Annotated in this window: 12 protein-coding genes; 7 read left to right on the top strand and 5 right to left on the bottom strand. The window is 74.2% G+C overall.

Annotated features, from left to right (window positions below):
* Positions 1-19: 19 nt before the first annotated feature.
* On the top strand, positions 20-1,240 hold the full coding sequence (locus tag M1105_RS12045; protein WP_249580618.1) for a caspase family protein: 1,221 nt from the start codon (positions 20-22) through the stop codon (positions 1,238-1,240).
* Between the two features lie 5 nt (positions 1,241-1,245).
* On the opposite strand, the gene M1105_RS12040 is transcribed toward M1105_RS12045, so the two are convergent.
* The 3 genes from M1105_RS12040 to M1105_RS12030 are packed head-to-tail and all read right to left on the bottom strand — an operon-like array spanning position 1,246 to position 6,667.
* A complete protein-coding gene (locus M1105_RS12040; RefSeq protein WP_249580617.1) occupies positions 1,246-3,291 on the bottom strand; it encodes a capsular polysaccharide biosynthesis protein in 2,046 nt (681 codons plus the stop codon).
* Positions 3,288-5,882: a glycosyltransferase family 4 protein gene (locus tag M1105_RS12035; RefSeq protein WP_249580616.1), complete on the bottom strand. Its 2,595-nt coding sequence runs from the start codon at positions 5,880-5,882 to the stop codon at positions 3,288-3,290. The genes M1105_RS12040 and M1105_RS12035 overlap by 4 nt, the downstream gene beginning before the upstream one ends.
* On the bottom strand, positions 5,879-6,667 hold the full coding sequence (locus M1105_RS12030; RefSeq protein WP_249580615.1) for an ABC transporter permease: 789 nt from the start codon (positions 6,665-6,667) through the stop codon (positions 5,879-5,881). The genes M1105_RS12035 and M1105_RS12030 overlap by 4 nt, the downstream gene beginning before the upstream one ends.
* A gap of 176 nt (positions 6,668-6,843) precedes the next feature.
* Between M1105_RS12030 and M1105_RS12025 the strand changes: the two genes are divergently transcribed.
* A complete protein-coding gene (locus M1105_RS12025; RefSeq protein ID WP_249580614.1) occupies positions 6,844-8,007 on the top strand; it encodes a hypothetical protein in 1,164 nt (387 codons plus the stop codon).
* A gap of 30 nt (positions 8,008-8,037) precedes the next feature.
* Here the strand turns inward: M1105_RS12025 and M1105_RS12020 are convergent, their stop codons facing one another.
* Complete coding sequence (locus M1105_RS12020) at positions 8,038-8,733, bottom strand: ATP-binding cassette domain-containing protein (RefSeq protein ID WP_249580613.1); 696 nt, start codon at positions 8,731-8,733, stop codon at positions 8,038-8,040.
* A gap of 465 nt (positions 8,734-9,198) precedes the next feature.
* On the opposite strand from M1105_RS12020, the gene M1105_RS12015 reads away from it, so the two are divergent.
* Both M1105_RS12015 and M1105_RS12010 read left to right on the top strand, forming a co-directional pair.
* Positions 9,199-16,815 carry a type I polyketide synthase gene (locus M1105_RS12015; RefSeq protein WP_249580612.1) on the top strand — a complete coding sequence of 2,539 codons (7,617 nt, stop codon included), beginning with the start codon at positions 9,199-9,201 and terminating at the stop codon, positions 16,813-16,815.
* Complete coding sequence (locus tag M1105_RS12010; protein ID WP_249580611.1) at positions 16,812-18,152, top strand: aminotransferase class I/II-fold pyridoxal phosphate-dependent enzyme; 1,341 nt, start codon at positions 16,812-16,814, stop codon at positions 18,150-18,152. Before M1105_RS12015 ends, M1105_RS12010 begins: the two co-directional genes overlap by 4 nt.
* 15 nt (positions 18,153-18,167) lie before the next feature.
* Here the strand turns inward: M1105_RS12010 and M1105_RS12005 are convergent, their stop codons facing one another.
* Positions 18,168-18,974 (bottom strand): SDR family NAD(P)-dependent oxidoreductase, encoded by an 807-nt coding sequence (locus M1105_RS12005; protein WP_249580610.1) that lies wholly within the window; start codon positions 18,972-18,974, stop codon positions 18,168-18,170.
* Positions 18,975-19,135: 161 nt separating this feature from the next.
* Here M1105_RS12005 and M1105_RS12000 point away from each other — a divergent pair, with 161 nt between their 5' ends.
* The 3 genes from M1105_RS12000 (at position 19,136) to M1105_RS11990 (ending at position 23,017) form a co-directional block, all read left to right on the top strand.
* Positions 19,136-20,524, top strand: a complete 1,389-nt coding sequence (locus tag M1105_RS12000; protein ID WP_249580609.1) for a capsular biosynthesis protein — start codon at positions 19,136-19,138, stop codon at positions 20,522-20,524.
* Between the two features lie 124 nt (positions 20,525-20,648).
* A complete protein-coding gene (locus M1105_RS11995) occupies positions 20,649-21,680 on the top strand; it encodes a CoA-binding protein (protein ID WP_249580608.1) in 1,032 nt (343 codons plus the stop codon).
* On the top strand, positions 21,680-23,017 hold the full coding sequence (locus tag M1105_RS11990; RefSeq protein ID WP_249580607.1) for a GNAT family N-acetyltransferase: 1,338 nt from the start codon (positions 21,680-21,682) through the stop codon (positions 23,015-23,017). The genes M1105_RS11995 and M1105_RS11990 overlap by 1 nt, the downstream gene beginning before the upstream one ends.
* Positions 23,018-23,092: the final 75 nt, after the last annotated feature.

Below are 23,092 nucleotides of genomic sequence, written 5' to 3'. Positions count from 1 at the left end.
GGCTGCGTCGGGGGGCGCCATGTTCCGTTTCCTGCTCGTGCTCGCATTCGCGTTCGGGACGATGACGGCCGCGAGCGCCGAGCCGCGCCACGCTCTGGTCATCGGCAATGGCAGCTATGGCAACCTCGGCGCGCTGCCGAACCCGACCAATGACGCGCGCCTGATCGCCGCCGGGATCGAGAAGCTGGGCTTCGAGACGACGCTGCTGATCGATGCGGACGAGGACCGCATGAAGCGCGCCATCCGCGACTTCGGCAGGCGCCTGCGCGACGCCGGGCGCGAGGCGGTGGGGCTGTTCTACTATGCCGGACACGGCGTGCAGGCAGCGGGGCAGAACTACCTGATCCCCACCGGCGTCGATGTGCGCGACGAATCCGACCTCGCGATCGAGGCGGTCGAGGCCGACTGGGTGCTCGGCCAGATGGAGAGCGCGGGCAACTCGATCAACATCGTCGTGCTCGACGCCTGCCGCAACAACCCCTTCTCGCGCGGCTTCCGCTCGGCCGAGCGCGGGCTTGCACGGATGAGCGCGCCGCCCGGCAGCTTCATCGCCTATGCCACCGCGCCGGGGGACGTGGCCGCCGACGGCACGGGCCGCAACAGCCCCTATACGGCGGCACTCGCGCGCGCCATCACGCGGCCCGGGGTGCAGATCGAGCAGGTGTTCAAGCAGGTCCGCATCGACGTGATCGAGGCCACGGGCGGGGCGCAGACGCCGTGGGACAGCTCGTCGATGACGCGCAACTTCGTGTTCAATCCCGGCGGCGCGACCGCGGCAGCCAACCGCCCAGCGCCTGCGCCAGCCGCCCCGGCAGACCCCGCCCCGCCGGCGCGCGACGAGCCCGCGGTCGCGGCGCTTCCTCCCACCACGGGCAGCCGCGCGGCCGAGACCGTCAGGCTGCGCGTCACCTTCCACTGGAAACGGGGCTTTCACCCGTCCTGCCGGCTTCTCGGCACGATCGATCCGGTCCGCGTGGCGCTCGGGCCCGGCGCCGCGCGCGCCACCGCCCGGATGAACGACGGGCGCAGCACGCTGGGTGTCGCTGTCGAGCGGCGCGGGGATGAGGCGGTCGTGCTGATCGACCCCTTCATCGACTCGGGCCTCGACCTGCGCCGCATCGAGGTGCCGATCCGCAGCCTCGCGCCCGGCACGACGGGCGAGACATTCAGCAATGTCCGGATGATGAGCGACTACAGCCGCTGTGGCTCGATCGTCGCCTATGTCACCGTCGTCGAGTAGCCGCCTCAGCGCCACCAGACGAGGCCGAGCGCCGCCATCGCGTCCTGCGCGCGTGCGCTGAGCCACGCGCCCGGCGTCAGCGGCGGCACCGTGCCGCCGGCAAGCCGCTCGATCACCAGTTCCGGCTCGCAAGGCAGGCCCGAGCGAGGGTCGACATAGGACGGGTAGGCGATCAGCGCGGCCCAGGCCAGCGCATCGAGCGAGGGCCGCGCCTGCCGCCGCGCGGGCGGCTGCCCCAGATCGCGCGTGAGGCCCCAGCCCGCATAGAACGGCGCCCCCAGCGTGGTGACGGCCTTGCCCCGCATCAGCGCCTCGAAACCCATGAGCGAGGTCATCGTCCAGACCTCGTCGGCCGCGCCCATCAGCGCATCCGCCGAGGCGCGGTGCGCCACATGGTCCGCGAGCCGTCTCGCGTCGTCTTCGGGCACCCGGCCGCGGCGCAGGCCGGCCTCGATATCGGGATGCGGCTTGTAGATCACGATGGCATCGGGGTGCGTCGCGCGCGCGCGGGCAAGAAGGTCGCGGTTCGTCCGCACCTCGGACGTGCCCCGGCGGATCGAGGCGTCGTCCTCGACCTGCCCCGGCACGAGAACCACGCGGCGCCCCGGTTCGAACTCGGGCAGGCCAGGTGCTGCGAGGTTGTACTTGGTGACGCGCGAGGCCACGACGGCCGCCCGCAGCCGCGCGGCGCGCGCCAGCCGCGGGTCGTCCGGCGCGAAGCCCGCCGCTTCGCCAATCAGGGCCTCGAGACGCGAGGGCGTGGCCGGGTCGTAGTAGATCCCGTCGGGGTCGAACACCAGCGACGCGGCGTCGATGTGCCGCGCGCCGAGGCCCACCGAGCGCAGGAAGCCGTCCTCGACACAGCCGATGACGGTACCGCGACGGCGCAGGGCGGCGAGCGTCTCGGGCTCGAAGCGGCTGGCCCAGACCCAGATGCGCGCCCCCTCGCCCGCCGCCAGCCGGGCCGCGCGCGAAAGGCTCGCCTCGAACACCGGCGGGCGGGCATGCGCCGGGCGGAACCGCAGCACGCCCCGGCGCTTCCAGCGATGGAAGCCCACGAAGACCTCGCGTCCCGGCCGCGTCTGCTGGCGCGGCGCGAGCGCGGCAAGCGTCTCGACCGTCTCCTCGAAGCCCGTGAGCCGGTCGGCGAAGGGGTCGTAATGGACCGGGTAGAGCAGGTGGCTGATGGCGAACACTTCCTCGGCGCTGCGCCGCGCAGTCCGGCGCAGGCAGCCGAGCCTGTCCCGGGTGAAGCCCCAGCCGGCATAGAAGGGCAGGCCGAACAGATCCACCTCGCGCCCGACGAGGGCGGCGTGCAAGCCCGCGAGCGCGGTGACGGCATAGACCCGACCCGCGCCCTCGATCAGGTCCCACGGGTTGGTGTCTTCGACGACGACCTCGTCACCGCCGAGTGCGACACCGGAAAGTTGCCCTGTTCCGCTTGGTGGCGCCGCGATGACGATGCGCCCGCCGGGGTTCTCGGCGCGCGCCGCGGCCAGCATCGCGCGAAATGCCGCGCGCGTGGCTCCGCCGGCGCGGGCGACCGGGTCGTCGAGCGCCTCGTCGATCACCAGGACATGTCCGGGCCGGGGCAGGTTCCACGCCCGGCGCGGCAGCGGCGAAACCGCGGACAGGCCCAGCTCGCGCAGGCGCGCGGCACCCGCCCGGGCACGTGCGCGCAGCGCGTCGTCCAGCCCGCTCCCGGCCTCGATCATCCGCTCGAGCGCCGACGCGCGCGTCGGGTCATGCGGCGAGCCCAGCGGGTCGAGCAGGAGCGACAGGGCGTCCGCGCCAAGCGCCGCGGGCTGAATCGAGCGCAGGAAGCCGTCGCAGATCCACAACGCCCCGGCGCCGGTCAGCGGGGCGGCAAGCCCCGCGATGCCGCGCGCCGCACCCTGCCCGCACCATCGCGCATCCGTCTCCCCCTGCCCCGTCGCCATGCCAGGGCGCACCTGCCAGCCGGCAAGCTCGAGGATGCGCGCAAGCCGCCGCTGGCGCAGCAGGCGGGGCGAGGCGACCCTGAGCGTGCGTGGCGCGTCGGCCGCCCTCATCCCGCCTCCGCCACGATGCCCAGCGCCCGCAGGCGTCCGAGGCAGCGTGCCGCCTGCGCGGCCAACGAATAGTCCTGCCGCATCAGGTCGCCCCCCGCCGCCGCGCGCAGCCCGGCCGTGGCCGGGTCGCCGGCGACCTCGCGCATGGTCGCGGCCAGCGCATCCTCGTCGATCGCCGCCCAGACCGCGCCGTCGACTAGCAGGATGGTCTCGTCCCGCCGCACCGGGATCAGCCTGGCGGGCACCGGAAAACTCGTCGCCTCGGTGCAGAAGTCGCGGGTGCCCGACCAGTCGGTGACGATCGACGGCCGACCCAGCAGCATGGCCTGCGCCGGGCTGTAGCCGAAGCCCTCGGCCCGATGCGGCGAGACCAGGCAGTCGGCCGCGCGCATCAGGGCGAAATAGCGTGAGCGCGGCATGAAGCCCGCGAGGATCACGATCCGCGCGTCATGGCGCGCGATGTCGAGGATGGCCTGCCATTGCCGGTTCGGATCGCCCCAGTGGCCCCGCGCCGGATCGGTGGTCTTGATCACCAGGCAGACGTCGCGGCGCGCCGGCGGGAAGGCGCGGCGGAAGGCCCGGACCGCCGCGAGCGGGTTCTTGCGCTCGACCGAGGAGTGGAAGTCGAACGTCACGAGGAACAGGAAGGGTCCCTCCGGGAGCCCCAGTGCCGCGCGCCCGACCGGCTCGACCGCCCCCAGCGTCACGGCCTTGCCGATGCGGTGGACCGGTAGCCTGCCCGCCGCGCGATAGGCATCGGCGACGAACTCGGTCGGGCACCACGCCTCGTCGAGCATGTCGAGCGCGAGGCGGTGCGCCTCGGGCAGCGCGCCGAACTCCCAGAGCAGGAAGCCGATGTTGAGCGCGTCGCGCCCGGCCGCGATCCTGGGCTCGAGCAGGACCTGCGGCACCAGGTCGGCATTGACATGGACCAGCCGCGCCTGGCGTAACAGCGCCGGGGGCGCGGCTTCGCCACCATGGGTTCGCGGCCCCTCGGCACGGGCGAGCCCCTGCTCGAGACTCCGCACCACCGGACGGAGTCCGGCAAAGCCCAGTGCCGCGCAGGTCATCCGCATGTTCTCGGCAAGCCCCGAGCCCCCCTCGGTGAAGCCGATCAGCGTGATCTCGGGCGCAGGGCGAGCGGGCGCGGCCGTGGCGAAGCGGGCGAGGCCCGGCCGGCGCGCGGCAAGCCCGGCGACGAGCTCGCGCGCCGCCGCCGCATGTCGGCCCGCGCCGCAGTCCGGCGCGGCGTCGATCGCCCCCGACATCAGCCCAAGCGCGAATTCGAGGCCCGAGAGCGCGCCGGCGCCTGCCGCCACGGGCGAGGCGAGGATGCCGTCGGACTGCGCCTCCATGGCCGGCAGCCCATCGCCCGAGGCGATGGCGTCCGCGATTGGGCCGAGGGCGGCCGCAAGCGCCTCGACCTCGGCGGGGTCCGGCGCCGGGGCGGCGGCCAGGGGCGCGGCGAGATCGCCGTGCCGGGACAGCCTGCTCCACCAGGCCTCGACCCGGCCCGACAGGCGCGCACCCGCCGCGGCGGGTGCGCCTGCGCCGCCCAGGAGATGCGGCAGCCCGCGCCCGGCAAGGCGGCGCATGGGTCCCTCGGACCAGGCCACGAGACGCCGCGCCGCGCGCGGTCGGCCGGGTCTGAGCCCGGGCAGCGCCCGCAGCGCGGCCCGCATGTGCACCATCAGTCGTGTGACGCGGATGCCGCCCGCCGACCATGTCGGGTCCGGCGCCTCGGCGATGGCGGCAAGGTCTCGCGGGAGCGGCGCCGCGGCGGACGCCGGATCATGCCCGCCGCCGCCGGGGGGCGCCGCCCGGGCCGCCTCGCGCCCGATCGCCGCGCAGGCGGCGGGATGCTCGCGCCGCGCGATGGCCGCGGCTTCCGCGATCAGCCGGGCGGTTGCGGGCGGCGCCGTCTCGGGCCCCAGCCCGGCGAGAGAGGCGGCAATGCCGCCGTCGTCGCACGGCATGGCGGCGGCACTACCCCCCAGCGCCCGCGCGAGCGCCACATGGCGGGCCGCGAAGCTCGCCTCGGGGTCGAGGACAACCGCGCGCCGCTGCCCCAGCACGAGGCGCGCGAGCGAGCGCGTGGGCCAGAAGCCGCGTGGCTCGCGGCGGACCAGCACGACACGCCGCGCGCCGCGCAGCAGGCGCCACAGGAAACCAAGCTGGATCGCCGCGACGATGACATGCACGGCGCGCCGCGGGACGCGGAACATCAGCACGGCGGGGTCGATGACCAGCACCTCGGCATGTCGGCCCGCCAGGTCGCGCTCGAAGCCGCGCAGGCCGCGAGCGGTCGCGAAATCGAGCCGAAGATGCGCCTCGCCGCCTGCTTCGGCGATGCAGACGCCGCGGACCCGATGGCCAATGAGGGCGAGCGATGCGGCAACCTCGGCCCCGAGGACGCCCGCGGCGCCAGCGCCCGGCGGAAAGGCCGCGATGACCATCGCGTCGGGCAGGGACTTGCGCGCAGCGGGCGCCACCACCCGCGCGGCGGGGTCCGCCGCCGCCGCTTCCCTTGCAGGCGGATGTCCCTCGCGCATCGCCGCGACGGCGGTGGGGCCGCGTATCGCCCGCGTCATTGCAGGATCCGACGCCGGTCGTGCCAGATCAACGCCATGCCGAGCGCTACCGACCCCACCGCGAACCCGATGAGATAGCCGCGCGAGAGTACGAGTTCGGGATAGCTTGCGTAGATCCCCGTCCGGAACCAGTCGATCGCGTGCAGGACCGGGTTCCAGGCGAGGTACTCGCGGAACGCGGGCGGCAGGAACGAGGGCACGTAGAACACGCCCGAGATGAACAGGAGCGCCCGCGAGACGATGCCATAGACCCGGTCGAAGATCGGGACGAACATGCGCGAGTAGCCGCGCACCATGCCCATCCCGAGCCCCATGACCGCGGTGAGGAAGAACGCCTCGACGCATGCGACGATATCGATCGACAGCGACTCGAGATGCTGCACCTGCCGTACCGCGTGGAACAGCACGATCGTAGAGACCACCGCGATCGTGAGCCGGAACCCGGCCACGGCAAGCGCGGGCGCGAACATGCCCACCGTCGCGAGGCGCCGCGGGTTGCCAAGCTTCGTGACGGCCCCCATCACCGCCGACGACGTCGTGGTGTAGAGGTTGAGCACCGAGATCCCGCTCAGAAGGAACATCGCGAAGCTGGTGCCATAGCCCGCATTGCGGCCGATGATCGTGAACAGGACCATCAGGATCGCGAGCTGCGCCGCCGGCTCGATGAAGACCCAGAAGAGGATCATTCCCTCGCGGCTCGAGCGCGGCACGAAATTGTGCCACATCAGCGTCCAGATCAGGTTCAGGCGAACCGCGATTGATCCGGCTGGCGAGGTTCCATACAAGTCGAGGTGCCCCCGAGGCGTTCCGCATTGCCTGAGCTGATCCATATCGGCACGAAATGCCCGGTTCAAGCGTTGCGGTCGAAGGACTAGAATGTGGGCGAGCGGCGAGATGGCGGGGGGTGTCTCGCGCCAGCCGGGAAATGCCCCAACCGGCGGGACGGAGGACGGAAGACGCCATGAAAGCCGAGCGCGCCGGCGCGATCCTCCCCGAACGCAGCCTGCAGCCATGCAAGGCGGGCCCCCGCGCGCGCGAGATTTTCTGGCCGATCGCGGGCTTCGCCGCCTTCGTCCTGCTGCCGACGTTGCTTGCCGCCGCTTATTACTACCTGATCGCGGCCGACCGCTACGTGACCGAGTTCCGCTACGCCGTGCGCGGGGGGCCGGCGAGCTTCTCGGCCGACAGCGACGCCGTCTCGCGCTCGATGGGCGCGGGCTCGGCCCTGCAGGCGGCCGCGGACAGCTTCATCCTCGAGGACTACCTGCGCTCGTTCGCGGCCTTCTCGGATGTCGAGGCGACGCTGCCGCTGCGCGAGATGCTGGGGCGCGACGGCAACGACCCGATCCGCCGCTACAGCCCCGACCTGCCGCCCGAGGAGCTGATCGAGTTCTGGGACGGCGCGGTCGACGTGCGCTTCGACGTCGTCACCGGCATCACCACCGTCAGCATCGCCCTCTTCACGCCCGAGGATTCCGACGCCGTCGCGAGGGCGCTGGTGACCGAGCTCGGCATCCTGGTCGATCATCTCTCCGAGCAGGCCCGCAACGAGATGCTGGCCTATGTCGAGGGCGAGTTCGCCGTCGCCGAGGAGCGGTTGCGCCAGTCGCTCGATGCCATCGAGGCATTCCGGCGCGAGAACGAGGTGGTCTCGCCCACCGAAACGGCCGAGCTCGGCTCGACGGTGATCGCGACGCTGACCTCCGAGATCACCGAGCTGAGGGTCCGGCTGCGCTCGCTCCTGCAGAATGTCCCGAACTCGCCGCAGATCCCGGTGCTGACCGACCGCATCGCCAGCCTCGAGGCGCAGGTCGCAGTCGAGCGGGCTGCCCTTGGCGGGCGCAGCCCCGGCTCGGCCCTGCCGGGCCAGCTCAGCGTCTTCGAGCGGCTCCAGGGCGAGTACGAGATCGCCCGCGACAGCTACATCACGACGCTCGAGATGCGGCAGCAGGCACGCGCCAACGCGACGCTCAGCATGGCGCAACTGGTCGTCTTCGTGCCGCCGCGCCCGGCGGTGTGGTCGATCGAACCGCTGCGCTGGCTCGAGGTGCTGATCATGTTCGGCGCGGCGCTGCTGATCTGGATCATCGGGCGGATCCTGCTCGCGTCGATTCGCACGCCCTAGCCGGGCCGCCGTCGGAAACGGCGCGCGGGATCAGTCTTCATCGTCATCAGCAGCGAACTCCTCGGGTTCCGCCTTGTCTGCGACCCGCTTGTTGCGCGCCATGAAGCGGGCCTCGGCCTCGTCGATCCCGGCGAGCTGGTGCAGCCGGCCATCCTCGAGCGCGAAGCAGCGGTCCGGCGCCAGCGCCCTGAGCCCGCCCGCCGCCGACACCAGCCACAGCACCGCCGCCCGCTGCCGCGCTGCCCGGAACAGCGCGCCGATCCGGGCCTGCGCGGCGGGCACCTGCGGCACGGGTACTGCGTCGGCGATGTAGATGTCGGATGGCGTGAGGTAGCTCGCCCCGTAGGTCAGCAGGACCCGCGAGACGCCGTCGAGCCGGTTGAACGGCAGGCGCAGGACGTCGGGATCGTCCAGCAGCGCCGCCACGTCGGCCATGTGATCGCGCGTCGAGATGCCGTAGGCCGCGGCCCTCAGCCCGAGGTCGCGCTCGACGCTCGCCGTCGATCCGAAGCCCATGGGCGAGCCGACCAGCGGCGCCACGGGGGCCGCGCTGCGGAGATGGCCCGCATCCGGCGGCGTCACGCCGGCGAGCACGCGGGCGAGCACGCTCTTGCCGGCATTCCGGCGCCCCAGGATCACCACCGCCTCGCCCGCGCGCAGCGTGAGGTCCAGGTCGGACAGCACGATCTTGCGGCCATAGCCCCGCGTCAGGCGGCGCGCCTCCATCACGACTTCCCCGACGCGTGATTCAGCCCCCTCCGGTCCGTCCCGAGGACCCCGCCCGGATGGACCCGTCGCGGGTGCCGCGGCGGGGTCATCTGTGTCGTCCGACATGGGATCTCCGCGCGCTCCCGGCCCCGCCCGGGCCGGCGCCACGAAGTAAACCCGCGGGGCGGCTCTGCGGTCAACCGTCGCGTCACGGATTGCACCGCCAGGCAATAATGTGCTTGAAGCGACGCGGCCGACGGTTAGGCTGAAGGTGCAAACTGACGCAGCGTGGCGTTCGGCACGATGAAGGACCGGGGCGCGTCGGCAGCCGCGGCCCCAGTGCAGATCCAACCGCTCGAGGGTGTTGCGGAGCGTCCATTCACAAACGGTTAAGCATTTGGTGTGGAGTTGGTGCCAATGCCACACTGCGGGCAGCGACGTCCGCGCGGATCGGGGGAGCCTTCCGGTGAGGGGCATGCCAGGATGACGAAGCGGCCTGATGCCGGAACGGTCGAGATCGCGGTTTCGGGATTCGCCTGCCGCCTGCCCGGTGCACCCAGCGATGCGGCGTTCTGGCGCCTCCTGACCGAGGAGGGCTGCGCCGTCGGCCCGATCCCGTCCGATCGCTGGAGCACCGGGCGCTTCCTGCATCCGGACCGCCGCACGACGGGGCGCAGCTACACCATGGCGGCGGGTCTCGTCGACGGGATCTGGAGCTTCGACCCGGGCTTCTTCGGCATCTCGGCCCGCGAGGCGGCGCAGATGGACCCGCAGCAGCGGATGCTGCTCGAGACCGCCTACGAGGCGCTCGACGCGGCCTGCCTGACCCCGGACGTGCTCGCCGAGAGCCGCACCGGCGTCTATGTCGGCGCCTCCTCGATCGACCACTCCCAGCGCTTCGCGAGCGACCCGGCCGCGATCGGCGCGCAGTTCATGACCGGCAACACGCTGTCGATCCTCTCGAACCGGATCTCGCACGCCTTCGACCTCAAGGGGCCCAGCTACACTGTCGACACGGCCTGCTCCTCGTCCTTCTACGCGCTGCACAATGCGGCGCAGGCGCTCGCGGCGGGCGAGATCGACACCGCGATCGTGGGGGGCGTGAACGCGATCCTCCAGCCGTTCAACTTCGTCGGCTTCTCGCGCGCCGCGATGCTGTCGCCGAGCGGACTGTGCCGGGCGTTCGACGCCGGCGCGGACGGCTATGTGCGGGCGGAAGGCGCCGTCGCCGTGGTTCTGCGCCGCCTCGACGCCGCGCGCGCCGCGGGCGAGCCGGTGCGCGCCGTGCTCATGGGCACCGCGATCAATTCCGACGGCAGGACCATGGGGCTCGCCCTGCCCTCGGGCGCGCGGCAGGCGGCGCTGCTGCGCGAGATCTACGGCCGCCTCTGCATCGACCGCGACCGCATCGCCTTCATCGAGGCGCATGGCACCGGCACGCCGGTCGGCGACCCGATCGAGGCGCGCGCTATCGGCGAGGTGCTGGGCCGGGGCCGGACGCGGCCGCTTCCGATCGGCTCGGCCAAATCGAATGTCGGGCATCTCGAACCCGCCTCGGGGCTCGTGGGCCTCGTCAAGACTGCGCTCGCGCTCGAGCACGGCACGATCCCGCGCAGCCTGCATGTCGACGAGGTCAACCCGAACATCCCGCTCGACGAGCTTTGCCTCGAGGTCGCCACCGAGGCGCGTCCCCTCGCGCCGCGGGCGGACGGCGAGGCCTGGATCGCCGGCGTCAACAATTTCGGCTTCGGCGGCGCCAACGCCCATGCCGTCCTGCGCGCGGCGACGGCCTACGAGCGCCCGGCTCCGCCGGCCGAGCGGATCGACGCGGGCGCGGCCCTTCCCCCCCTGATCCTCAGCGCGGCGAGCGAGGCGAGCCTTGCGCGGCTCGTGGCGGCCTGGGCCGAACGCCTTGCCACGGCGACGCCGGCCGAGACCGAGGCGCTGGCCGCCACGGCTGCGCACCGCATGCCGCGGCATCGCCACCGGACCGTTCTGCTGGGACGCGACGGGCCGGCGCTCGCCGCCGATCTTGCGGCGCTCGCCGCGGGCGCGCAGCCCGCGCAAGCCGTGCGCGGCACCGCCGCGGACCGGGCGGGGCGGACCGTGTTCCTGTTCTGCGGGAACGGCGCGCAATGGCCCGGCATGGGCTGCGATCTCTACGCGGACGATCCGGCGTTCCGCCGCGCCTTCGACCGGGTGGCGCGCTGTTTCGCCGAGCAAGCGGGCGACGACGAGCCGGCGGCGGACCTCGCGGGGCTTTTGGAGGACCCCGGCCTCGGCGCGCGCATCGAGGAGAGCGAGATCGCCCAGCCCCTGATCTTCGCGATCCAGGTCGCGCTGGTCGAGGCGCTGGCCGCGCGCGGCCTGCGCCCCACCGCGGTCGCGGGCCATTCCGTCGGCGAGGTCGCGGCCGCCTGGGCGGCAGGCGCGATCGCACTCGACGACGCCGTGCGTCTGATCCGGGTGCGCGCCCGCGCCGTGCGACCGCTTGCCGGTCGCGGCGGCATGGCGGCGGTCCTCGCCCCGGCGGCGGATGTCGTCGCCGCGATCGCCGACTGCGGTCTTGCGGACAAGCTCTCGCTGGCCGGCGACAACAGCCCGCGCAGCGTCACCATCTCGGGCGAGGCGGCGGCGATCGACGAGTTCGCCCGCGCCGCCCGCAAGCGCCGGATGGCGCTCAGGCGCCTCGCGGTCGCCTACCCCTATCACGGCCCCGAGATGGAGGCGATCCGCGAGGAACTGATCGAGGGCCTGGCCGGGCTCGCGCCCCGCGCGGCGGGCGTCGACCTCATCTCCGGCACCACCGGCACGCAGGTCGACGGCGCGACCCTCGACGCGGCACACTGGTGGAGCAACGCCCGCTCGGCGGTGCGCTTCCGCGAGGCGCTTGGCACGCTCGACGCCCTCGGCTGCACCCTCTTCGTCGAGATCGGGCCGCGCCCGGTGCTCCAGGCCTATGTCACCGACACGCTGCGCGCGCTGGGGCGGGCCGGTGCGGTGCTCGCGACCATGGAAGGCCCCGGCAAGCCGCTGTCCGTGGCGGCGATGGCCGCCCGCGCGGTCGCGCATGGCGCGCCGGTGGATGACGTGCGCTTCTTCGGCCCCGTCCTGCCGGCCCGGCACGATCGCCCGACCTACCCCTGGGAGCACGCCGTCCACCGTGCCGCGATGACCTCGGAGGAGGTCGACGTGCTTGGCCACGCGCCGGATCACCCGCTGCTCGGCTGGCGCCCGCGGCGGGGCGAGGGCGCATGGCGCGCGCAGATCGACGCGATCTTGCTGCCATGGCTCGCCGATCATGCCGTCGACGGCAACGCGGTGATGCCCGCGGCCGGCTTCGCCGAGATCGCCCTCGCCGCCGGGCGCGAGAGCCTCGGCACCGGCGCGCTCGAGCTTCGCGACTTCGACATCCTCGCACCCCTCGTGCTCGACGCGGGCGGCCTCATCTCGGTGCGCACCGAGATCGAGCGCGAAACGGGCCTCCTGCGGATCGAGAGCCGGTCGGCCGGGAGCGAGGACGACTGGCGCCTGCACGCCCGCGGCACGATCCGCCGCGCCGCCGCGCCCGCCGCCGCGACATCGGCCGAGGGGCCGGGCGATGCCGTCACCGACGAGCGGCTGTCCTGGACCGGCGAGCGGCTCTACCGGATGATGGCGCAGGCCGGGCTCGCCTACGGCCCCGCCTTCCGTCTGGTGCGCAGCCTCAGGGCCGAGGGCCGTGGCGCCCTGTCCGAGCTCGCGGCCCCCGATGCGCGCGCGGCGGGCGACTTCGTGCTGCATCCGGCCAGCCTTGATGCCGCCTTCCACGCGCTCTTTCCGCTGATCGGGGGCGCGATGCGCGAGCGCGGCCTCGCGGAGGACGGAACCTTCCTGCCCGTGCGGCTCGGCCGCGTGGTCACCTCCGGCGACGGATGCGACGGCGGGGGCCCCGCCATCGCGGCGCGGGCGCAGGTCGAGCTCACGCGGCTCAGCGACTTCGGCGCCGAGGCCGATCTCGCGCTCAGCGACGCGGCGGGCCGCACGCTCTGCCGGATCGAGGGGCTGAGGCTGCGCCGCGTCCGCGCCAGCCGCGCGCGCCGCGATGGCCCCGTCGCCTGGCACGAGACCCTGATCCCGCTGGCCGCCGAGGCTGTGCCCGAGGGGCCGGTGAAGCTGCCGCCCGCCTGGGAGGAGCCGGCCGCGCGGATCGCCGCGCTGGGCCTCGCCGCGGCGGACGAGCCGGCCGAGCCCGACAGCGGCGCCCTGCTCGCGGATGCCGCGGCCCGTCGTATCGCATGGGATGCGCTCGAGCGCCTCGCCGGACCCGCGCGGCGCCTCGGGCGCGCCGCGATGCCGGGCGTCCATCCGGCCTCCCGCGCGCTCTACGCCCAACTCGTCGCGACCCTCGAGGCGGATGGCGCCGCGATCCCGGCCGACGCGCCGGGGCCCGAGGCGGACGCCGCCGCCCCGCCCGCCCGATCCGGCGCGGCGGACGCGCCGCTCGGGCTCGTGCCCGAATGCCCCTGTCCCCCGCTCGCCACCCTGGTCGAGGCGCTGATCGCCGAGGCACCGGCGCGCGCGGCCGATGTCGCGGGGCTGATGCGCCTTGCGAGCACGCTCGACCGGGCGCTGCGCGAGGGGCTCGACGCGCTGCCCGAGGCGGGAGGTCCCGCCCCTGTCGCGCGGCACGCGCCGGCGCGCCGGGCGCTCTGGGCCGCCGCCGGACAGATCGGCCTCGACATTGGCGGCTCGTGGCCCGAGGGACGACGGCTCGCGCTGTTAGTCCTCGGCGACATTCCGCCCGATCTCGCCTGCCGTCTGGCCGCGCTGCCGGCGCTGACCGCGCTGGCGGTCAGCGATCCGGCGCGGCGGGTGAGCGATCAGCTCGCGCTCGAGCTCCCACCGCTGCCGGCGATGCGGGTGACGCCATGGGAGGCGTTGCAGGGACCGTTCGACGTCATCCTCGCGGGCGACGCCCTGTGGCGCGGCGATGCAGCGGGGCGGGCGCGCCTTGCCGGGCTGCTCGCACCGGGCGGCGTGATCGTCGCCGTCGAAGGCGCGGGCGAGCTTGCCGCCGACCTGTCCGCGGGGCTCGCGGCCGACTGGTGGCGCGACGGCAGGGCGGGCGGCCCCCGCCTCGACGGGACCCGGCTGGGCGCCGCGATGATCCGCGCGGGGCTGAGGCTCGCGGGAAGCTGGCCGCTCGATAGGGCCGAGACGCATGCCACGATCGCGGTTGCCCGGAGGCCCGCGGCGACCGAGGCCGCGCCGCCGGCGGAAGGAACGCAGGCCGACGACGGCACGCCCCCGCCGGCGGCCGCGATCTTCCACGACGCCGCCGAGCCCGGCCTTGCCGAAGCCCTCGGCGCCGCGCTGACGGCACGCGGCTGGCAGGTTCGCATGGCGCCGCAACAGGCGAGCGGACCCGGCCCGGCGGACCCGCGGCTTGGTGACGGCGAGGTGGGGATCATTGCCTGGCCCGCCAATCCGCGGGCAAGCGGCACCGACCGGCGGATCGAGCTCGGCCGCCGGCTCGTCGCCTCCACCCGCGCGGAAGGCGCGCTCTGGCTGATCACCCGTGGCGGCCGCCCGGCCGACCGTCCGGCGGGGCCGGGCATGCGCGCGCCTTCGCGCCAGCCGGCCGATGCCGCGCTGTGGGGTTTCGGGCGCGTCATGGCGAACGAACATCCCGGCTGGACCATCCGGCAGATCGATCTCGACCCTGGGCTCGACCTCGCGCCGGCCGCGGCGCAGCTCGCCGGGCTGATCACGGCGCCGGGTCCCGAGCGTGAGCTGGTTCTCGATGCGCAGGGCCTCGCTGCACCAAGGCTCTGCGCCCTGCCCGACCCCGGCCTCGCCGCCGCGGACGCGCGCGCCGGCGCCGAGGCCGGCCGCCGCCTCGGCATGACGCGCGAGGGCTCGCTCGACACGCTGCGCTGGATGCCCGCGCCGCGCCGCGCTCCCGGCCCGGGCGAGGTCGAGATCGAGGTCGCGGCCACCGGGCTCAACTTCCGGGACGTGATGTGGGCACAGCGCCTGCTGCCGCCCGAGGTGCTCGAGGACGGCTTCGCGGGCGCCAAGCTGGGCATGGAATGCGCGGGGATCGTGCGACGGGCCGGCGAAGGCGCGGGGCTTGCCGAGGGCACCCGCGTCGTCGCCTTTGCGCCCGCCGCCTTCGCCAGCCACGTGACGCTCGACGCGGGGCTTGCGGCACCGCTGCCCGACGCGGTCGCGCTCGAGGCAGCGGCCGGCCTGCCCGCGATCTTCCTCACCGCGCAATACGGGCTGGTGGAATTGGCAAAGCTCGAGGCGGGCGAAAGCGTCCTGATCCACGGCGCAGCGGGCGGGGTCGGGCTCGCGGCGATCCAGATCGCTCGCGCCCGCGGCGCCCGGATCTTCGCCACCGCCGGGCGCGAGGCGAAACGCGCGCTGGTGCGCCTGCTGGGCGCCGAGGCGGTGTTTGACAGCCGCAGCCTCGCCTTCGCCGACGAGGTGCGCGCCGCGACCGGCGGGCGCGGGGTGGATGTGGTCCTGAACTCGCTCGCGGGCGAGGCGATGGCGCGCTCGGTCGAATGCCTCGCCCCCTTCGGGCGCTTCGTCGAACTGGGCAAGCAGGACTTCGTGGCCAACAGCCGGCTGGGCCTTCGGCCGTTCCGGCAGAACCTCGCCTATTTCGGGGTGGATGCCGACCAGCTCGTCCGGGCGCGGCCGGGCCTCACGCGACGGCTCTTCGCGGGGCTGATGCAGGGCTTTGCCGACGGCACGCTCGTGCCGCCGCCCGTGCAGGTGTTCGAGCCGGCCGAGACGGTCGAGGCGTTCCGCCTGATGCAGCGCTCGGAGCACATCGGCAAGATCGTGATCCGGCCCGAGCGCCCACCCGCCGCCCCGGCCGCGGCGCCCGCCCGGCGCCCCGCGGTCTCCGGCAAGGGAAGCTGGCTCATCGTCGGCGGCCTTGGCGGCTTCGGGCTCGCGACCGCGCTGTGGCTGGCTCGCCGCGGCGCGCGGCGCCTGTGGCTCACCGGGCGGCGGGGCGTGCCGCAGGCGGGCGGCGAGGACGTGATGGCCGAGCTGGCCGCCCTTGGCGCGCAGGTCGAGGCGCTGGCCGTCGATGCCTCGGACCGCGAGGCGATGAAGACGCTGATCGCCCGGATCGAGGCCGAGGGCAGCCCGCTCGAGGGCGTCATCCATGCCGCGATGGTGCTCGACGACGCGCCTCTCGCCGAGCTTGGCCCCGAGCGGGTCGCGCGGGTGATGCGCCCGAAGGCCGAGGGCGCGGCGCTGCTCGACCGGCTGACGCGGCCGCTTTCGCCCCGGCATTTCGTGCTCTACAGCTCGATCTCGACCGCGTTCGGCAATCCCGGACAGGCCGCCTATGTCGCGGCCAACGCGGCGCTCGAGGCGATCGCGGCCAACCGCCGGGCCGAGGGGCTGCCGGGCCTCGCGATCGGCTGGGGCCCGATCTCGGACCGCGGCTATCTCGCCCGAGCCGAGGCGCAGCGCGCCTTCATCGAGCGTCGCCTCGACGGCGCCCTGCTGACGGCTGCCGAGGCGCTCGATGGGCTGGGCGCGCTGCTCGACGACCCCGCGGCCGGGCCGGTGGTTCGCTATGCCCCGATTCGCTGGTCGAGCCTTGCCGGCGATCTCGCGCTGCTCGACACGCCGCTCTTCGAGCGGGTCGAGCGTGCCCGTCGCGGCGGCGGCGCCGCGCGGCAGGACCTCGCGGCCGAGATCGCGGGGCTCGACGATGGCGCGGCGCGTGCGCGCATCGTCGAGGCGCTGACGGCCGAATGCGCGCGGATCCTGCGCCAGCCCGAGGGGTCGATCGACCCGCACCGGCCGCTCGCGAGCCTCGGCTTCGACAGCCTGATGGCCGTCGATCTCAAGATGTCGGCCGAGGAGGAGCTGGGCATCAGCCTGCCGCTGACGACGCTGGGCGACCAGATGAGCCTTGCCGACCTTGCGGGCCGCGTGCTCGACCAGCTCCGCGCGGGCGGGCCGGCGGACGCCGCGGACGCCACCGTCGAGCGCCTGCGGGCGCAGCATGGCGACGCCGAGGTGGGCGAGCACACGGTCGAGGAGCTCCGCGCCCGGGCGAAGCGGATCGGGAGGGTGCAGTGAGCGAGGCCCGCGCAGCCCTCATCAGCCATCTGCGGGAAGCCCATCGCGGGCGGGCGGGCCAGCGGGGCGCGGCAAGCGCGGACGTGCCGAAGGACGCGCCGGCCCCGGCGGCAGCCTTCGACTTCTCGACGCTCCCGCGCTACCAGGCCATGACGTTGCACCGCGCCGCTGCCGACATGCTGGGCATGACGTCGCCCTTCTTCCGGCTGCATGACGGGCCACCCGAGCCGGAGCTCGCGATCGATGGCGCGCCACGGCTCAATTTCGCGTCCTACAACTATCTCGGCCTCAACGGCCACCCCGAGGTCGTGGCCGCTGCCGCCGAGGCGATGCGGACCCAGGGCATCTCGGCCTGCGCGAGCCGGCTGGTGGGTGGCGAGCGGCCCGGCCACCGGGCGCTCGAAGCGGCCCTTGCCGCGGTCCATGGCGCCGAGAGCGCGCTTGCCTTCGTCTCGGGCCACGCCACCAACGTGACGACCCTCGCGACCCTGGTCGACCGCGAGGACCTGGTGCTGATGGACCAGCTTTCGCACAACTCGATCGGCGAGGGGGCGAAGCTGTCGGGGTCGCACCGCCTCGTCTTCCCGCACAACGACTACGACTGGCTCGACGAGCGGCTGGGACAGGTCCGGGGCCAGCATCGCAACGTGCTGATTGCGGTCGAGGGGCTCTACTCGATGGACGGCGACAGCCCCGACCTCGCGCGCCTCGTAGAGATCAAGGACCGCCACGGCGCCTGGCTCATGGTCGACGAGGCGCATGGCCTCGGCGTGCTGGGGCCGACCGGGCGAGGCATCGCCGAGGCGCAGGGCATCGACCCGCGGCGCGTCGAGATCTGGATGGGCACGCTGTCCAAGACCCTGGGCGCCTGTGGGGGATACATCGCTGGCAGCCAGGCGCTGATCGACATCCTGCGCTTCAACGCGCCGGGCTTCGTCTATTCGGTCGGCCTCGCGGCGCCGCTCGCCGCCGCGGCGGCGAAGGCGCTCGAGATCATGCTGCGCGAGCCAGAGCGCGTCGCGCGGCTGCGGGCGAACGGCCAGCACTTCCTTGCTGCCGCGCGCGCCGCGGGGCTCGACACGGGCCACGCGCAGGGCACGGCGGTGACGCCCGTGATCCTCGGCCATTCGATGCGGGCGGCGCTGGCGTCGCACCTGCTGCACGAGGCGGGGATCAGCGCACTGCCGATCATCTATCCCGCGGTCCCCGAGAAGCTTGCCCGGCTGCGCTTCTTCGTGACCTCCGAGCACGTCCCTTCGCAGATCGACCATGCCGTGGCGACGCTGGCGCGGCTGATCCCCGAGGTGGATGCCCGCCTCGCGGCGCTGAGGGGCTGAGGGCATGGTCCGCCGTCAGCGCCCCTCGCCCGTCCCGGCGCCGCCCTCGGCCTCGATCTCGGCGCGGAACGCCCGGATCGCGAGGTCCGAGAGCGCGGGCGGCAGGCGGTTGCCCAGCCAGATCAGCGCGGCCAGCGGCAGCGGGAAGGTGATGAGCGGGCGCCCGCGCGCAAGGCCGCGGCCAATGATGCGCGCGGCCCGGGCGGCGTCCATCTCGAACGGCTTGAGGCCGCGGTGGCGCTGTGCCATCGGCGTCGTCACGAAGCCCGGCGAGATCACGGTGACGCCCACCCCGTGCGGCGCGAGCGCCCCGCGCAGGCTTGTCCCCCATGCCCGCAGCGCGGCCTTGGTGGCCGAGTATGCCGGCATGTCCGGCAGCGGCCTCAGCCCGGCCAGCGAGCCCATCAGCGCGATCCGCCCGCACCGGCGCGCGACCATGGCCGGGATCAGCGGCTCGACGGTGTGGACCGCGCCCATCAGGTTGATCTCGACCAGCCGGCGCATCGCTCCCGGCGGCTCGGCCGCCATCCCCGGCGGGCGGCCCGACGAGATCCCGGCATTGGCGATCACCAGATCGACCGGGTGCGCCGCGTCGAAGGCCGCCAGCGCAGCGGCAAGGGCCGCGGCGTCGGTCACGTCGAGCGCCGCCGCCTCGACCTCGGCGCCACGCGCGCGCGCGGCCTCGGCGGCGGATGCGAGCCGGTCGGCATCGCGCCCGGTCAGCAGCATCGCCACCCCCGGCGCGGCAAGCTCGACCGCCAGCGCCCGGCCGATGCCGCCCGACGCGCCGGTCAGCACGACGCTGCGGCCGGCCGCGCTCACCGCCCGACCCCGCCGCGCGACGCGGGCCGGCGATGCCGCCCGCCCGATGACCACGATCCTTTGGGTGCCGTCATCCCTGCCACCTCTTCCGACCCCTGTCCGGGCAGGAGCATAGACCGCCGATGAACCTGCCGCAGCCCCTCAGATCGCGCGACGCGATCATGCCCGAACCACCGGCGCCGCCCAAGGCCCGGCCGCGCCGGAACCGGGGCCAGACCGTCCTGATGCTGCAGGGCCCGGCCTCGGGCTTCTGGTCTGTGCTCGGCCAGGGCTTCACGGCCGCGGGCGTGCGGCTCCTGCACGTCAATGTCTCGCTCGGCGATTGGCTGTTCTGGCACGGCGGCGGCACGACGCTGAACTATCGCGGAAGCCTCGCGCGATGGGAGGGCTGGCTCGACGAGCTGGTGACGCGCGAGGCCGTGACCGACATCCTCTATTTCGCCGACCGCCAGCCCTATCACCTCGCCGCGCAGCGGCTTGCCCGGCGGCGCCGGGACCTGCGCGTCTGGGTGGTCGAGAACGGCTACCTGCGGCCCGACTGGCTCACGCTCGAGCCCTTCGCGATGGGCCGCAACTCGGGCTTCAGCCGCGACCCCGAAACGCTGCGCCGCCTCGCCGCCGAGGCGAGCTCGGCAAACCCCGCGCCGCCCGAGCTTGCCCCCGCCTTCGGACACCCCTTCGCGCTCGAGGCGGCCTGCGAGGTGAGCTTCAACCTCGCCCATGTGTTCGGCCGCTTCGCCTTCCCGCGCTACGTCAGCGACAAGGCGGTGTGGCCGGTCGTCGAGTACATGGGATGGCTGCCGAGGCTCTGGCGAGCGCGGACGACACGGCACCACGCCCGCCGGGTCGAGCGCGACTGCCTCGCCCGCCGCCATCAGGTGACCTTGGTCGCGCTCCAGCTCGAAACCGACTACCAGATCCGCGCCTCGAGCGATTATTCGAGCCAGTCCGAGATGCTCGGCGAGGTGATCGCCTCCTTCGCGCGCCATGCGCCGAGCGACATGCGGCTGGTCCTCAAAGTCCATCCTTTCGACCCGGGACTGACCGACTGGGGCAAGGTGGGTGCAAGGATCGCGCGCGCCCATGGCGTGGCCCGACGCGTCGAGACGATCCGGGGCGGCAACTTCGCCGCGATGATGCGGGTGGCCCATGGCGTCGTGACCACGAATTCCACGAGCGGCGTGACCGCGCTCTCGCTGGGCTGCCCGGTGCGGGTGATGGGCGACGCGGTCTACGACATCCCGGGCCTCACGCATCGACGCCCGCTCGACAGCTTCTGGACCCAGCCGCAACGGCCCGACCCGGAGCTGTTCGACGCCTGGGCGCGCGCCGCCGCCGACTGGATCCAGATTCGCGGCTCGCTGTTCCACCCCGAGGGACAACGCGCCGCCGCCGCCGAGATCGTGCGCCGCGTGTGCCGTCCCGGGCGCTACTGGCGGCTGTGGCGCGATCCGGCTATCCCCGGCGGCCACGAGGCCCGACCCCCCGCCGCCTCGCCACACCGTGCGGAGCCCGCGCCGGCGCGGCCCGGCGCAACTGCGCCGACTTGACCGCCTTGACCGCGCGCGCCCGCGCCTGCGACCCTCTCGCACGAATCCGAGGGCGTCGCGATCGCGCCGGGCAGCCCTGCCCTGCACCCGGCGCAGAATGCGAGCGACCGGAGCGCCGCGGCCGATGACGCCCAGCGACCTCGACGCAGCCTTCTCGCCGTCGTCCGTGGCGGTGATCGGCCCGAGCGCGCGCACGGGCTCGCCGGGACGGGCGGTGTTCGAGAACCTCCTCTCGGGCGGCTTCGCCGGCGACATCCACCCGGTCAATCCCCGCCATCGCAGCGTGCTGGGCCGGCGTGCGATCGCCTCGGTCGGCGCGCTCGACCCGATGCCCCCGCTCGCGGTAGTCGTCAGCCCCGCGCGCACGGTGCCGGCGGCAATCGACGAGTTCGGCGCGGCGGGGGGGCGCACCGCGATCGTCGTCTCGGGCGGCATCACCGATGCGAACGGGCTGCGCCCGCGCCTGCTCGCGGCCGCGCGGCGCCACGGTGTGCGCCTGCTCGGGCCGGGCAGCGTCGGGCTGCTGCGCCCGCCGATCGGCCTAAACGCCTCGCTCGCGCACCGCGCGGCGCTGCCGGGGCGGCTTGCGCTGGTGTCGCAGTCGGGAGCGATCGTCGGCGCGATGATCGGCTGGGCGGCCGGGCGCGGCGTCGGCTTCAGCCATATCGTGTCGCTGGGCGAGGCGGCGGATCTCTGCCTCGCCGACCTCATCGACCATCTCGCGGCCGACGCCGAGGCGCGCGCCATCCTGCTTTATCTCGAGGGCATCACTGATGCGCGCCGCTTCATGTCAGCGGCGCGCGCCGCGGCGCGGATCAAGCCGGTGATCGCGCTCAAGGCGGGACGCCACCGCGACGCGACGGCCGACGCGGTGGTCGGCGCCGCGCTCGATCGCGCGGGGATCCTGCGCATCCGCGATCTCGAGGAGATGTTCGACGCCGCCGAGATCCTCGACCACCCCGTCGCGGCCGATGGCGACCGGCTCGCGGTCATCGCGAATGGCACCGGCGCGGGCGTGCTGGCGGCGGATGCCGTTGCCGACATGGGCGAGCGCCTCGCCCGGCTCTCGCCCGGGACTCTCGCGGCCCTCGGGCGCGACCTGCCGGCGGCCAACCCCATCGACCTTGGGGCCGACGCCGCCTGCTCGACCGGCTGATGCGCGTACCCCCCGCGCTTGCGCCCGATGCGCGCCCCGACTGGGAGGCCGCGCGCCGGACGATCCGCGCGGCGGCGGCGCGCGGCACGGCCCGTCTGAACGAGGCCGAGGCCAAGGCGGTGCTGGCCGCCGCGGGCATCCCCTGCGTGCGCACCTTGACCGCCGACGGACCCGACGGCGCGCAGCGGGCCGCGACGCGGCTCGCCGCCGACGGCGTCGCCCGCTTCGCGCTCAAGGTGCTTTCCGACGACATCGCTCACAAGTCGGACGCGGGCGGCGTGATCCTCGACCTCGACAGCCCCGCGTCTGTCGGGGCGGCGGCGGCGCGCATGTTGGCCGAGGTCGCGGCGCGCGCACCGGGCGCCCGCGTCACCGGCGTCACGGTGCAGGAGATGCTGCGCCGGCGCCACGCGCACGAGCTGATCGCGGGACTGGCCGAGGACGCGGCGTTCGGCCCCGCGATCCTGTTCGGCGCGGGCGGCCTCGCGGTCGAGCTGGTTGACGACAAGGCGCTGGCCCTGCCGCCACTCGACGCCCTGCTGGCGCAGGACCTGATCGGCCGGACGCGCATCGCGCGCTTGCTCGACGGATATCCCGGCCGCCCCGCCGCCGACCGCGCGGCCATCGCGCAGGTGTTGATCCGGCTTGGCGAGGTCGCCTGCGCCCTCCCGATGATCACCACTCTCGAGATCAACCCGCTGATCGCCGACGCCTCGGGCGTGGTGGCGCTCGACGCGCGCATCCTCATCGACCCCGGCCGGCTCGACGAGGCGGCGCCGAACCCGCGCCTCGCGATCCGCCCCTACCCGGCCGAGTGGGAGGGCGAGCTTGCGCTTGCCGACGGCAGCACGGCGCTGTGCCGGCCGGTCCGGCCCGAGGATGCGCCGCTCTATCTCGAGGCGTTCGAGCGGATGGACCCGGACGATCTGCGCCTTCGCTTCTTCGCCCCGATCGGCCGGCCGTCCATGGCGATGCTGGCGCAGCTCACGCAGATCGACTACGCCCGCGCCATGGCCTTCGTGGCGCTCGATCCCGGCACCGGCGGGCTGCTCGGCGTGTCGCGCCTCGCCGCCGACCCCGACCTCGCGCGGGCCGAGTATTCGGTGCTCGTGCGCTCGGACCTCAAGGGCAAGGGCCTCGGCTGGGCGCTGATGACGCGGCTCATCGACTATGCCCGGGCGAGCGGGATCGGCGAGCTTTACGGCGAGGTCCTGCCCGAGAACCGCACCATGCTGCGGATGTGCGCCGAGCTCGGCTTCCGCGCCGAGCCCCGCCCGGCCGAGGGCACGGTACATGTCGCGCTGGATCTGGGCGGCGCGGGCATCGTGCGGGATTGACACGGATCAACGCGGGCTGCCCCCTTGACGGCGCATTCTGCCCGGGCCCGTCCGGCCTGCATTCGAGGAGAACCC

Source organism: Thermohalobaculum sediminis, assembly GCF_023487995.1.
Lineage (GTDB): Bacteria > Pseudomonadota > Alphaproteobacteria > Rhodobacterales > Rhodobacteraceae > Thermohalobaculum > Thermohalobaculum sediminis.
Note: the sequence above shows the minus strand (reverse complement) of the source record. Positions and strands in the feature narration are given on the sequence as shown.

Excerpts from the sequence above, each read along its gene's own strand:
- M1105_RS12045 (WP_249580618.1), top strand. The coding sequence starts at position 20 with ATGTTCCGTTTCCTGCTCGTGCTCGCATTCGCGTTCGGGACGATGACG.
- M1105_RS12040 (WP_249580617.1), bottom strand. The coding sequence starts at position 3,291 with ATGAGGGCGGCCGACGCGCCACGCACGCTCAGGGTCGCCTCGCCCCGC.
- M1105_RS12035 (WP_249580616.1), bottom strand. The coding sequence starts at position 5,882 with ATGACGCGGGCGATACGCGGCCCCACCGCCGTCGCGGCGATGCGCGAG.
- M1105_RS12025 (WP_249580614.1), top strand. The coding sequence starts at position 6,844 with ATGAAAGCCGAGCGCGCCGGCGCGATCCTCCCCGAACGCAGCCTGCAG.
- M1105_RS12020 (WP_249580613.1), bottom strand. The coding sequence starts at position 8,733 with ATGGAGGCGCGCCGCCTGACGCGGGGCTATGGCCGCAAGATCGTGCTG.
- M1105_RS12015 (WP_249580612.1), top strand. The coding sequence starts at position 9,199 with ATGACGAAGCGGCCTGATGCCGGAACGGTCGAGATCGCGGTTTCGGGA.
- M1105_RS12000 (WP_249580609.1), top strand. The coding sequence starts at position 19,136 with ATGCCCGAACCACCGGCGCCGCCCAAGGCCCGGCCGCGCCGGAACCGG.
- M1105_RS11995 (WP_249580608.1), top strand. The coding sequence starts at position 20,649 with ATGACGCCCAGCGACCTCGACGCAGCCTTCTCGCCGTCGTCCGTGGCG.
- M1105_RS11990 (WP_249580607.1), top strand. The coding sequence starts at position 21,680 with ATGCGCGTACCCCCCGCGCTTGCGCCCGATGCGCGCCCCGACTGGGAG.